The sequence below is a fragment of the Gottfriedia sp. NPDC056225 genome (assembly GCF_042267765.1).
Lineage (GTDB): Bacteria > Bacillota > Bacilli > Bacillales > Bacillaceae_G > Gottfriedia.
Map to the genome: position 1 here is coordinate 15,705 of NZ_JBHJTJ010000017.1, position 13,945 is coordinate 29,649.

Sequence of the window (13,945 nt, forward strand, 5' to 3'; positions counted from 1 at the left end):
TTTGATGAAATTATCCAAACTATTATACTACTAAATTATAACAGTAATAACGTTTTATTCAAATTAAAATACTATGTGAAAACGTTATGCTTATTTAAATGATTTATAGTATCTTGCTAACCAAGTTAGATTACATGTCTTGAACAAACTAGGTTAGATGCAATTTAGTCTTTATTAAATTAAATAAAGTATGGCTAGTTTGACTTGAAAAATATTAAATAAAACAAGAGATACGTATCTAAAGTGATTATATATATAACGGTCAATAGTTAAATATTTATTTCTATTATTTTTTTTTATTTTTAAATATTCAGGAAGATAAATGTTAGAAGGCTACGTTCAAATTATTTGTTTATTAAATAGAGGTTGGCAAACAGTCGGAGTAATTAAATACTATTTTTCTCAAATTAAAGGGTATTAATAAAGTTCTTTACCGAGGCTGATTGGAACGAAAGGGTGCTCGACTCCTATGGGAAATGCGGGAAGCCTGAGACCCCGCGTAGGCGCGCTAATGGAGGCTCAAGGTCTCGACCTATGGAAAGGGAGCATCCTGTAGCGGAAATCAACATCATAATAAATTGCCAAGCTCTTTTTTCAACAACTTGAGCCACGTATCATTACATGGCTAATTCTTTAACGATTTCGATAAATATTTTGCTTATGTCAGTAAGTTTTTTATTTTTAGGATAGACCACCCACAAATCTTTAAAAACGAATTCATTGTTTTCTTTGTAAGGTATAGATTTTATAATACCACTGATAATGTCCGGATGGAATTTAGCTCCTGACTCGTTTGAATAGACAAATACTTTATGTTCTTTAACAGCCTCTGTAAGAATACTCATGCTGTTTGTAGTAAACTTGATTTTATTTTTATTCTTCTTAATTAACTTAGAATAATAATAATTAGAATAGATTGAATAGCATGCTGTTTCCATGTTTAATACATCAGCTTGTGTTACGAATTGAAAATGATAGAGTGGGGAGTTTTTACTAACAATAACATGAACTTGATCAGTCCGAATTAAATCATAGTTAATATTTTTTTCACTCTCTAATATTTCTAAATCTTGAGGGAAAAAGCAAAAGTCATATTCAGTGTGTTTAATCGTTTCCATTATTAATGCTGGATCTTTTTCCTCGATATCAATTGTTACGTTAGGGTGCTCAACATTAATTCTGTTCAATGCACGTTGAAGTACAGTTGAGAAAGTAGGAGTAGCTACTATTTTCAAATGTACCTTTTTGTTGTTTTTATAATCAAATAACTCTTCATTTAACTTACTAATAATTTGTAATACTTCACTAGCTCTATTAATTAAAATCTTTCCTTCTTCAGTAGGAAATGTTCCTTTTCTTGAACGGTTAAAAATAGTTATTCCCAATTCGGTCTCTAATTGAGAGATTGATTGACTAAGTCCCGAACTTGTTATATATAATTTTTCTGCAGATTTAAGAATAGATTTCTAGCTTGCAACTTTCACTATATATTCCATCTGCTCAAAATTCATAATTTCTCCTCTGATACTAGTTTACACATTTATTTTTTCACTCAATTGAAACTGTATACATTCTCAAAAGGAAAAAGTGGTGTATTATAAATGAACACATTCATTATGCAACTAAAGTTGGAGTAGTTCAATTAACAAGAAAAACGATTAAACCATGAAGTCCTTCATTTAAACTTCAATATAGCATTTTAAAAATCTTCTTTAAAAATCTAAAAATAAAAAAAGGAAGTGAATAAAATTCACTTCCTTTTTTTTCATCATAACCAGATAAGTGTTAAGAATGTCAATAGTGTAATAACAGCAACAGTAAGTCCTGAATATAGGAAGAAAGCTTGTGTGCTGTGACCTTTATTTTTCATGTGCATGAAATAGTAAAGTTGGAACACTAATTGAACAACAGCAAGTAATAAAATAAATGGTACTGTAAAATATGGATCCATTTTATCTCGGTAAATTACTGCTGCAAATGATGCAAGAGTTAATATAATCATTAAAGCGAATGAAATTAATTGTTGCTTCATTTCTTCTGCATGTTTACGACGGTGATACTTTAATTCAACTTGATTTCGTTCTTGATGAGAGCTTGCACCCATATTCTTATCCCACCATTCCCATTAAGTATACTACTGTAAAGATGAAAATCCACACTACGTCGATAAAGTGCCAGTATAAACTAGCTACATAGAACTTTGGAGCGTTGTGTAAATTTAAACCTCTTCCACCATTGCGAAGCATTAAAGTAGTGATCCATAGTAAACCAACGAATACGTGGGCACCATGCGTTCCTACTAAAGTATAGAATGAAGAACCAAATGCACTACTCTTAATTGTAAAATGATATTCGTGCATATAGTGTCTAAATTCGTAAATTTCTAATAATAAAAATCCTAGACCTAATAAAACAGTAATTCCTAACCATAACATCATTTTTTTGTGTTCAAAGTTTTTCATGTGATACATTGCGTAAACACTTGTAAGTGATGATGTTAAAAGTAACATAGTTGCAATGAATACTAATTTAGGTTCGAACATTTCTGAAGCACTAGCTCCACCTGCAGTAGAGTTTCTTAATGCTAAGAAAGTACCAAATAATGATGCGAATAATACAGTTTCTCCACCAAGAAATAGCCAGAATGCTAAGAATTTATTTTTACCTTCTTCTGTAGCTTTTTCAGGGTTATGAGGAAACGTCTCAGCTGTAAACTTTTGCATTTCCATTATGCCTCAACCCCCTCATCTGCTATATCTTCTTTATGGATATGGAATCCATGATCATCAATCCAAGAACGTAAGAACATTGAACCGAAAGTGATAAATAAACCAAGAACTAATACTCCAACTGCTGTATGGTTCTTTAATTCGTCATTATACATTGCACCAAATGCTGCAATAAATAAGCCTATTGACATAACGAACGGTAGAATAGATGAGTTTGGCATATGAATATCACCTAGTGGTTCAGCAGGTGTCATTTTGCCATTTCCTTCCATTTTCTCTACCCATAGAGCGTCTAATCCACGTACATATGGAATTTGAGCAAAATTATATTCTGGTGGTGGAGAAGAGATTGTCCATTCAAGTGTACGACCTACACCCCAAGCATCTGCAGCAGCCTTCTCACCTTTAATTGCTGTATAAACTACATTGATTAACATTACAATTGTCGCAAGACCCATGAACATAGCTCCGATTGAGCTGATCATGTTTCCAGTATCTAAACCTTGTCCTGGTAAGTATGTAAAGTAACGACGAGGCATACCCATTAAACCTAAGAAATGTTGGATAAAGAATGTTAAATGGAAACCGATAAAGAATAAAGCGAATGTAAGTTTACCTAATTTTTCATTTAAGATTTTACCAAACATTTTTGGCCACCAGTAGTGTGCACCAGCAAATAAACCAAATACTACCCCACCTACGATTACGTAGTGGAAGTGAGCTACTACGAAATAACTATCATGGAACTGATAGTCAGCAGGAGCTGCAGCGTTCATAATACCTGTTACCCCACCTAGTACGAATGATGGAATAAATGCCACTGACCAAAGCATTGGAGTTGTAAAACGAATTTGTCCGCCCCACATTGTTAATAACCAGTTAAAGATTTTAACCCCTGTAGGAACTGCAATTGCCATTGTTGCAACAGCGAAGATTGCATTTGCTACTGCGCCAAGACCATCTGTAAACATATGGTGAGCCCAAACCATGAATCCTAAGAAACCGATTAATACTGTAGCGAATACCATTGAAGAATATCCGAATAATCGTTTCTTTGAGAATGCCGGGATGATATCAGAGAAGATACCGAATGCCGGTAAAATAAGAATATATACTTCCGGATGTCCGAAGATCCAGAATAAATGTTCAAAGATCATTGAGTTTCCACCTAATGAAGCATCAAAGAATGCTGTTCCAAATAGGCGATCAAACATTAATAATGCTAACCCGATTGTTAAAGCCGGGAACGCGAATAAAATAAGTGCTGATGTTACAAATACAGTCCAAGTAAATAGTGGCATACGCATGTAAGTTAACCCTGGAGCACGCATGTTAATAATCGTTGCTAAGAAGTTAATACCACCTGCTAATGTACCAATACCTGAAATTTGTAGACCTAATAAGTAGAAGTCTACACCATGAGATTTACTTTGTAGAGCTAGTGTCGCATATGATGTCCAACCTGCGTCAGGTGCTCCACCTAAGAACCAACTTAAGTTTAAGAATACTCCACCTACGAAGAATAACCAGAAACCTAAAGAATTTAAAAACGGGAATGCTACGTCACGAGCACCTATTTGTAAAGGTACTACCGCATTAAAGAAAGCAAAAATCATCGGCATTGCCGCTAAGAAAATCATTGTTGTACCATGCATTGTTAATACTTGATTATAAGCATCACCTACTAAAAAGGTGTTGTCTGGCTTAATTAATTGTATACGAATAAATAACGCTTCCATTCCACCAACTAAGAAAAAGAATCCGCCTGCGATTAAATACAGGATAGCAATTTTCTTATGGTCGACTGTCGTTAAGTAGTCCCACAATAGTGGTTTCTTTTTCGCTACAGAACTCACAGTATTACCCCCTTTGCTTCATATCCATTAAATTATTTTGCAATTTTCAAGCTAGTTAAGTATGCAGTTAACTTATCAATCTGATCTGAAGTTAAATCACCATATTTACCTGCCATAAGGTTACCTGGTTTCATTGATTCTGGATCAGTTAACCATTTTTTGATGTTTGCTTCGTTATTTTTAGCAATACCAGCAACCATATCACGATCACCGAAGTTCGCTAAGTTTGGAGCAAGTCGTGCAGCTGGTGGTCTAGTATCATTTGCATCTGCAGCATGACAACCAATACAGCTTTGTTTGAAGATTTTTTCACCTTCTTGAGCATCTGCTGTTACAGCTTGACCTTTTTGATTTTTCATATCAACCAACCATTTATCGTAGGCAGCTTGACTTACAACTTTAACTTTAAATTGCATTAATGAATGTGAAGGACCACAAAACTCTGCACAGAATCCATTATATGTACCTTCTTTATCAGCTGAAAGCCACATTTTGTTTACACCTTCAACGTTTGTATCAAGTTTACCTGCTAATGATGGAACCCAGAATGAGTGTTTGATATCTTGACCTTTAAGGTTTAAGATAACTTTTTTCCCAACCGGAATATACATGTCTTGAGAAGTTACAAATTTTTGATTAGGATACTCAAATTCCCACCAGAAAAGATGAGCGTTTACATTTATAACAATTGCATCCTTTTTCTTCTCATCTTTTGTAATTTGCTTCTCATCTGAAAGCTTAAACGTCTGTGATACTGTTGGTACTGCTAATACGATAAGTAAAATAACAGGAATAATAGTCCAAAGAAGTTCTAAGATATGATTTCCTTCTACTTGCTTTGGAATAATATTTTCTTGTCCTTTACGGTGACGATATTTCACGATCACGTAAAGGAAAAGTACTGTTACAACAGCAACAACGAATACCATGATAGTCGTACTTAGCTTCATTAGATCGTATTGCATTTTTGCTACTTCACCTTGAGGATTCAGTGTAGATTGATTTGCATGTCCACATGCACTCAAAATAACTGCTATCAAGGAAATTAGCGAGACTAATCGCCAATGTTTCATAAGTATACTTCCCCCTCTTTCAATTTAAAGTGTTTCACTCTTATTTAAAAATAAGATTAAACAAACAATAAAAAAATCCCCCGTAATACCCCTAATTAAAACGAAATTGTAAACACAATCATTGACATAAATAGAAGAGTTAAATAGTTAATCGAGTATATAAACATTAATTTCGAGAACTTTTGATCGTCCTTTTGTTTATAACAATATAATCCTAAAATAACCCATCCAATATTCAATATTGTTGCAAAAATAATAAATGGTAAACCTAGAGCTTGCATGTAAAATGGCAGTGGTAATAAACATAATACCCAGATCATCACTTGACGTTTCGTCATTTCAAATCCGTAAACCACTGGTAGCATTGGAATTCCCGCTCTTTTGTATTCTTCAGAACGTCTCATCGCAAGTGCTAAAAAATGCGGTGGTTGCCATATAAACATGATTAAAAACAGCATCCAAGCAATTGGATGCAAGTTCGCATCGATTGCTGCCCATCCAATCAATGGGGGTGCTGCACCAGATATACTACCTACTACTGTGTTTAACGTGTAATTACGTTTCGTCCAAAGAGTGTATAGTACGATATATGTAAATGCACCAATAAATGCATATACAACAGCCATTAAAGTTGTGAAAGCCATACATGTAAAGCCAAGAATTAATAAAATAATACCAATCGATATAGTAACACTTGGTTTGATATTACCAGTTACAGTTGGTCTATTTTTTGTTCGCTCCATATACGGGTCAATATCGCGATCAATATAATTATTGATTACACATGATCCTGCAATAATTAACGACGATCCAATTACTGTTATGATCGCCTTTGGTAAAGAATCCAATATATCTAATCCATTAATCTGGATTGCTAACCATATACCTGTAAACGTTGTAAGTATATTAGAGTTTACGATCCCTATTTTCATTAAAGAAAGTAAGTCTTTCTTTAGTGAACTAGAAGGATGATTAGTTTCTCCGTTGTTAGAAACATTATTAGCTAATTGTTCCAAGTCAATCCTCCTCTTTTTTTCAAAACTTCATTTTTCATACCCATTTTTTTATGGTTAAAATGAAATATTAATTTAAATATACTTCTATTAAACTAAATTGAATGAAATTTTTGTGATAAATATGTGACAAAATTGTGTACGTTTCAAAAAAATTTTAACGTAAACAGCATATCTTTTCAATACTAAATACTATTTAATTATAAAATTAATTATTTCTATATTTTTCAAATGAATACATTCAATGCGAAGAAAAAACAAATATTATGTCTAAATATGAAGGTTACCTTTGAATTTTATGTCGTAATCTTATATGATATAGAAGTATTATTTGCAGAATTATTTTTTTAATAAATAAATTTTAAAATTATTATTATTTTATAAAAGTGGGTGTGTATACTTTGCTACGTGTTTTAAAAGGGGTATCATTAATAACCTCATTCATACTTTTAATTGTTTTATTGGGTGGGGCACTCGTAACAAAGACTAATTCTGGACTTGGCTGTGGTAGATCATGGCCGCTATGTAAAGGCCAAATTATTCCTGATCATTTAACGATTCAAACTGTAATTGAGTTATCTCATCGAGCTGCATCAGGCCTTGCCGGAATATTTGTTTTATTATTGGCAGTGCTTGCTTGGATTACCATTCCTCATAAAAGAGAAACAAAGTTTTTAGCAATTATATCTTGTATTTTTTTAGTTGCTCAAGCATTAATCGGAGCTGCTGCTGTCGTTTGGGGACAAATCCCTGCAGTTAAAGCAATTCATTTTGGTATATCTCTAATTTGCTTTGCAGCAGTTGTTATGTTGACTTTATTAATTTTCGAACAAGACCGTAATTACCAAAGAAATACTTTTTATGTCGGAAAAAAAATGAAATTTCATACTTATGGATTGTGGATTTATTCATACTTAGTAGTTTATACAGGGGCTCTTGTTCGACATGAAAATGCTAGTTTAGCATGTCCTAGCTGGCCGCTTTGCAGTAAAGCAAACAATGGAATTCCAACTCAACTCCACGAATGGATTCAAATGGGCCATCGTTTTGCAGCCTTTCTTCTATTCGTATGGATTGTGATCGCATTTGTACATGCATTTAAGTACTATCGAAACGAACGTGGCATTTATCTTGGATGGGTTGTTTCTCTTATCCTAGTTATACTTCAAGTGATTTGCGGAGCTATGATTATCTATACAAACCTAAACATTTATGTAGCTTTAACACATGTTATTTTAATTTCCTGCTTATTTGCGATTTTTAGTTTCCAAAGCTTAGTTTGTACTAGAAGTAAAAGCTCAGATGCACATTTACTTCAAAATAAAAACATCTCATAAAAAAGGTATTTCTTCTACAGTTACGTAGAAGAAATACCTTTTTTCATTCATTACAAAAATTGACAAAGCAAAGAGTACTCGGGTGTAAAGTTCCTCCCCCAAGTACTCTTAAACTCGTTCATTAATTATCTTTGTTCTAACTCAATTAATAGATCACCTGTAGAAATACCTTCTCCAGAAGCAATTAAAATGTCTCTTATAACGCCTGTAAATGGTGATTGTACAGTTGTTTCCATTTTCATTGCCTCAGTTATTGCTAATGTTTGACCTTTTTCAACAACATCGCCTTTTTTAACAAGTACATTTAAAACAGTACCTGGCATTGTTGCATTTATATGGTTCGGATTATTAGCATCCCCTTTTCGTTTTTGAACGACAGTTGATTTAATTGAATAATCTTTAATTACGATTTCACGAGGCTGACCATTTAATTCAAAATAGATCACTCTTGTTCCATCAGCCTGTGCTTGTCCGATTGAAACTAATTTAACGATCAACGTTTTACCACGCTCAATATCAACTTTAATCTCTTCATCTAATTTCATGCCATGGAAGAAAGTTGGTGTATCTAATACTGATAAATCACCATAGCTTTCTACATTTTTTTGATAATCCATAAACACTTTTGGATATAAACAATAAGCCAATATATCAAAGTTTGTAACTTGACGATTTAGTGAACGGAATAAATATTCCTCAACATCTTTAAAATCAATCGGTTTTAATGACTCCCCAGCTCGTTCTGTTAATGGTTGTCTACCTTTTAAGATAATACGTTGTAAACTCTTTGGAAATCCACCATGAGGTTGTCCTAATTGACCTTCAAAAAATTCAATTACAGAGTCTGGGAAATCAATGTTTTCACCTTTTTCGTAAACTGAATCCTCATCTAAATTATTTTGAACCATAAACAACGCCATATCTCCAACTACTTTAGAAGAAGGTGTAACTTTAACTACATCTCCAAATAGTTGATTTACTCTGCCATACATATCTTTAACGTCTTCAAATCGATCTCCTAAGCCAACACCTTTAGCTTGTTGCTTTAAGTTAGAATATTGACCTCCTGGCATTTCGTGTTGGTATACCTCTGTATGAGGAGAGACCATTCCACTTTCAAAACTAGTGTAATATTTACGTACGCCTTCCCAATACGTTGATAATTGTTCTAAACCATTAATATTTAAATTCGTCTCATGATTTGAACCTTGAAGAGCATAGTATAAACTATTTGCACTTGGCTGAGATGTTAATCCAGACATACTTCCAATTGCAACGTCTACTACATCAACACCAGCTTCAATTGCTTTAACGTAAGTATATAAACCATTTCCACTCGTATCATGAGTATGTAAGTGGATTGGTAAATCTACTGTATCTTTCAATTCACTAATTAGATTGTAAGCTGCCTGAGGCTTTAATAAACCAGCCATATCTTTAATCGCAAGTATATGCGCACCAGCTGCTTCTAAATCCTTTGCAAGCTCTTTATAATAAGCTAGATTATACTTTGTTCTTGTTGGGTCTAATATATCACCTGTGTAACAAATTGATGCTTCAGCAAGCTTTCCGCTATTGCGGACTGCATCGATCGCAACTTCCATACCTTTAACCCAGTTTAAACTATCAAATATTCTAAATACGTCAATTCCAGCTTGAGCTGATGCTTCAATAAATTTTCTAACAAGATTATCTGGATAATTTTTATAACCAACTGCATTCGATCCACGGAATAACATTTGGAATAAAACATTTGGTACTTGATTTCTTAAATTTAATAGTCTTTCCCATGGGTCTTCGTTTAAAAATCTGTAAGCAACATCAAAAGTTGCGCCTCCCCACATTTCCAGAGAGAATAAGTTAGGTAATAATTTAGACGTTTGTTCTGCTATTGTAGTTAAGTCCTTTGAACGAATTCTCGTTGCAAGAAGCGATTGATGAGCATCCCTAAATGTAGTGTCAGTAAATAACACATTTGATTGATTTTTTAACCATTTTGAAAATTCATCTGGGCCTAATTTGTCTAATAATTGTTTCGTTCCAGCTTCAGGTTCTTTAATATGCTCTACATTTGGTAAAATAATCTCATCAAAAGTAGGTTTTTCATTAACAGATATTCCAGGAAATCCATTAACAGTCACATTACCAATATAATTTAATAATTTTGTTCCACGGTCTCTTCGTTTTGCAAATACGAATAATTCCGGAGATGAATCCACAAATGAAGTATTATATTCACCAGACAAGAAATCTGGATGTGTCGTTACATTCTCTAAAAATGGAATATTTGTTTTAATCCCACGAATACGGAACTCTTTTAAGTTTCGATTTAACTTTGCAATTGCACCATCAAATGTTAAAGCATGTGTAGTTACTTTTACTAATAACGAATCATAATATGGTGTAATAACAGCACCTTGGAAGCTGTTACCAGTATCTAATCGTACACCAAATCCTCCACCTGAACGATATGCCATAATCTTACCTGTATCTGGCATAAAATTGTTTAGTGGATCTTCTGTCGTAACACGTGCTTGAATGGCAAATCCAATTCTTGGAATATCTTCTTGTAATGGAATGCCAATTTTATCACTATGTATACTATTTCCTTGTGCTATTAAAATTTGAGTTTGAACAATATCAACGCCTGTAATCATTTCAGTAATTGTATGTTCAACTTGAACACGAGGATTTACTTCAATAAAATAAAATTCATTACCCGAAACTAAAAATTCTACAGTACCAGCATTTACATAACCTACTTCTTTCATCAGTTGAACTGCTGCATCACAAATTCTCGTTCTAAGCTCTTCAGTAATAGAAGTACAAGGTGCAACTTCAACTAATTTTTGATGTCTTCTTTGAATAGAACAATCGCGTTCAAATAAATGAATGATATTCCCTTGATTGTCCCCAATTATTTGAACTTCAATATGTTTAGGGTTTTCAATAAATTTTTCAACATAAACTTCATCATTACCAAAAGCAGCTTTTGCTTCAGATTTTGCACGTTCATATGCATCCTTTACACCAGCATTTGTACGTACAATCCTCATACCACGACCGCCACCACCTAAAGCAGCCTTAATGATAATTGGGAATCCAAAAGTCTCACCAAATCCCTTAACATCATCCAATGACTCAACAGGACCATTACTTCCTGGAATAATTGGTAAATTTGCTTTAAGTGCTTGCTGCTTTGCTTTAATTTTATCGCCAAAAATATCTAAATGTCTTGAGTAAGGTCCAATAAAAGTAATTCCTTCTTCTTCACATCTCTCGGCAAATTTAATATTTTCAGATAAAAATCCATAACCTGGATGGATTGCATCAACATTGTTTTTCTTTGCTATTTCAATAATACCTTCAATATCTAGATAAGCATCAATTGGCTTTTTACCTTTACCAACAATATATGCTTCGTCAGCTTTATAACGGTGATATGACCCTTCATCTTCTTTAGAATAAATACCAACTGTTCTAATCCCTAACTCAGTACATGCTCGAAATACTCGAATTGCTATTTCTCCTCGGTTAGCTACTAGAACTTTTTTAATCTGTTTCGTGTAAGTCATTTTTAAGCCTCCTGTATTATATGAAAGATAATTATCAATAAATTAAGAATAAACTTTTTAAAAATGCATGATTAAAGAATTTATAAAGTTTCTTTGTTAATCTTATTACGTATTGAAATATTCATTAAAATACCAACCATAGAGAGCATAACGATTAATGAGGTCCCCCCGTAACTTACAAATGGTAAAGGAACACCCGTAAGAGGAATTAACGATGTAACTCCTCCAATATTTACAAATGATTGAATCACGATAATCGCGCTAATTCCTGTAGCTAATAATGAATCAAATGAATCATTTGATTTATGAGCAATTAGCAATCCTCGCCAAACAATAATAAATATACATAAAATAACAACAATAACGCCTATCAAACCTGTTTCTTCGCCGATAATCGCTAAAATAAAATCAGTATGTGGTTCAGGTAAATAGCCTAATTTCTGGATACTTTTTCCTAATCCAACACCAGTAAAACCACCATTTGCAAATGCAATTAATGAATTTACGATTTGAAATCCAATCCCTTGAGCATAGTCAAAAGGATTTCGGAATGCTAAAAATCGGTTAACTTGTACATCTGTTAATCCAATTCCTAAACTAATACAAATACTGATTAATGGATAGAGTAATCCAATCCCACCTACGAATAAGAGGATTAGTCTCTTAACAATAAAACCACTACAAAACGATACGACTGCACAGGTTCCTATAATTAATAAAGCTGTACCTGTATCAGGCTGTAATCGTAATAAGATAATATAAATTGCTACAATTACCCAAGGGGCAAATAGCATTTTCCAGTTTTTTGTAATTCCCTTTTGTCTTTTTGAGTACCAACTGGCTAATAGAATAATAGATCCTAATTTTATTAACTCAGCAGGTTGTATTCCAAAAACCCAGCTTTTAGCGTTATTTCTAACTTCACCAAATAGTAAAACGGCTACTAGTAGCCCAATACTTATTGCCACATTTAAAATGATCACAATTCGCTTTCTAAAGAAAGTTGCAGGTACACACATAAAGAATAAACACGCAACCATCCCTACTTCAAATGCAGTTAATTGCTTTTTGAAGAAATAATCATCTGGCCAATGTTCGCTTTGATAACGAATAGACGGTAACGGCGAACTAGCGCTATACACCATGATTAAACCAAATAAACACAAAATGATTAATGGAACAAAAATCATATAATCAATATTTTTTAAATATTTTTTTAACATTATTTAATCATCCCTGCTTTGATTAATTATACTTTATGTATTCAACTATTTTCCTAAATTCCCTTTATAAATAAAAACATTGTAACATAGATTAATAGATTTAATACTTATAACAATTAAAAAAATTCACAAAAAAAAGCCCAAACATTAATTGTTTGAACTTTTGTTACTAATATTATTTATTCTTTTGATCTGTAAACGCTTCATGCAAAGCAGATAGTCTTCGCTCTAGTTCAGAAAGAAGTTCTTTACCTTGTTCTACCTCAATTAAACCTAATCGAGAAGCAAAGTCAATTTCCCTTGATAAACCAAACATTTGAGTATCTAAAACCTCTTCATATAGAGGGCATTGTGGCATTGTTAAATGATCAAGTTGCACATTTATTAATTTTAAAATCTTTTCAGCATCTTTTTTTAATAATTCAAATGCTTTATCTTTGTAATCTGTTACAGCATCAGACCTCAATTTTCTCCCTCCGCTTCCGTACAAGCTATCTATTTAATATTATAGTTCTTTTAAGGAAAAATCAACTTAAATAAAAAGTTTTGCACATATGTATTATTGAAAATTTTATTATTGCAACAGTTTAATTATTAAAGTTTTCTTAGTAAATAAAACGCTGAAATTTTAATAAGCTAGTTTTCTTAAAAAAGATGTATATTGATCTCGGCTCGGTATGCCTGCGGGGTATTAGTCTTTCCTCATTTCACTAAGGAGTCTAATAACCTACACTCCAATCAACTTCTCTTATTAAACTCTACATTCAAATTATTGGTTCAGTTATTGTAAATGTTGAAATAAATCATTTGAAGAATGAATGTCTAAATCAATCAACAGTAAATTACACCATCAAAAATCAAAATTAGCTTAATAGTAATATTCAACTAATAAATGTTTTATTTGTATTTCTAAAGAGATAAATCTTTTTTAGGTAGTAATGCTTGAAATCTCTCCCAACTTTATCAAGAGTTCCATACACTACATAACCGAATTTCTTATAAAAATCTAAAGCCTGAAAACTTAAAGTATCCACTTTTATGAAATCGCAATTATTTTCCAAAGTAATTTGTTCGATTTCAAGTAACATTTTGGAACCATGCTCAATAAATGCATTGAGAATCTTATGACACCTATAGAA

At 32.7% G+C, this 13,945-nt stretch carries 10 protein-coding genes and 1 pseudogene; 1 reads left to right on the plus strand and 10 read right to left on the minus strand.

Features of this window, described 5'->3' with window-relative positions; all coding sequences use genetic code 11:
* Positions 1 to 617: 617 nt before the first annotated feature.
* The 6 genes from ACFCYN_RS12900 to cyoE all read right to left on the minus strand — a co-directional run bounded on the left by ACFCYN_RS12900 (position 618) and on the right by cyoE (position 6,674).
* Positions 618 to 1,460, minus strand: a complete 843-nt coding sequence (locus ACFCYN_RS12900) for a LysR family transcriptional regulator (protein WP_375949746.1) — start codon at positions 1,458 to 1,460, stop codon at positions 618 to 620.
* A gap of 308 nt (positions 1,461 to 1,768) precedes the next feature.
* Positions 1,769 to 2,104, minus strand: a complete 336-nt coding sequence (ctaF, locus tag ACFCYN_RS12905) for a cytochrome c oxidase subunit IVB (protein ID WP_172445333.1) — start codon at positions 2,102 to 2,104, stop codon at positions 1,769 to 1,771.
* Between the two features lie 4 nt (positions 2,105 to 2,108).
* Positions 2,109 to 2,729: a cytochrome c oxidase subunit III gene (gene ctaE, locus ACFCYN_RS12910; protein ID WP_098117685.1), complete on the minus strand. Its 621-nt coding sequence runs from the start codon at positions 2,727 to 2,729 to the stop codon at positions 2,109 to 2,111.
* Complete coding sequence (ctaD, locus tag ACFCYN_RS12915; protein ID WP_172445334.1) at positions 2,729 to 4,585, minus strand: cytochrome c oxidase subunit I; 1,857 nt, start codon at positions 4,583 to 4,585, stop codon at positions 2,729 to 2,731. Before ctaD ends, ctaE begins: the two co-directional genes overlap by 1 nt.
* Before the next feature lie 32 nt (positions 4,586 to 4,617).
* Positions 4,618 to 5,658: a cytochrome c oxidase subunit II gene (coxB, locus tag ACFCYN_RS12920; protein ID WP_172445335.1), complete on the minus strand. Its 1,041-nt coding sequence runs from the start codon at positions 5,656 to 5,658 to the stop codon at positions 4,618 to 4,620.
* 95 nt (positions 5,659 to 5,753) lie between these two features.
* Positions 5,754 to 6,674: a heme o synthase gene (gene cyoE, locus ACFCYN_RS12925; protein ID WP_375949688.1), complete on the minus strand. Its 921-nt coding sequence runs from the start codon at positions 6,672 to 6,674 to the stop codon at positions 5,754 to 5,756.
* Positions 6,675 to 7,072: 398 nt separating this feature from the next.
* Here cyoE and ACFCYN_RS12930 point away from each other — a divergent pair, with 398 nt between their 5' ends.
* Positions 7,073 to 8,008 carry a COX15/CtaA family protein gene (locus ACFCYN_RS12930; protein ID WP_375949689.1) on the plus strand — a complete coding sequence of 312 codons (936 nt, stop codon included), beginning with the start codon at positions 7,073 to 7,075 and terminating at the stop codon, positions 8,006 to 8,008.
* Between the two features lie 125 nt (positions 8,009 to 8,133).
* Here ACFCYN_RS12930 and pyc read toward each other — a convergent pair whose 3' ends face one another.
* From pyc to ACFCYN_RS12950, 4 genes and pseudogenes are all read right to left on the minus strand, one after another.
* The gene (pyc, locus tag ACFCYN_RS12935; RefSeq protein WP_375949691.1) at positions 8,134 to 11,583 is read right to left on the minus strand and encodes a pyruvate carboxylase; all 3,450 of its coding nucleotides are present in this window, start codon (positions 11,581 to 11,583) and stop codon (positions 8,134 to 8,136) included.
* An 80-nt stretch (positions 11,584 to 11,663) separates the two neighbouring features.
* Positions 11,664 to 12,806, minus strand: coding sequence for an FtsW/RodA/SpoVE family cell cycle protein (locus ACFCYN_RS12940; RefSeq protein WP_172445338.1), 1,143 nt, complete (start codon positions 12,804 to 12,806; stop codon positions 11,664 to 11,666).
* A 175-nt stretch (positions 12,807 to 12,981) separates the two neighbouring features.
* A complete protein-coding gene (locus ACFCYN_RS12945) occupies positions 12,982 to 13,272 on the minus strand; it encodes an Fpa/YlaN family protein (protein WP_172445339.1) in 291 nt (96 codons plus the stop codon).
* Positions 13,273 to 13,687: 415 nt separating this feature from the next.
* Positions 13,688 to 13,906 (minus strand): annotated as a pseudogene (locus ACFCYN_RS12950) (N-acetyltransferase); the annotation flags it as partial.
* Between the last annotated feature and the right edge of the window lie 39 nt (positions 13,907 to 13,945).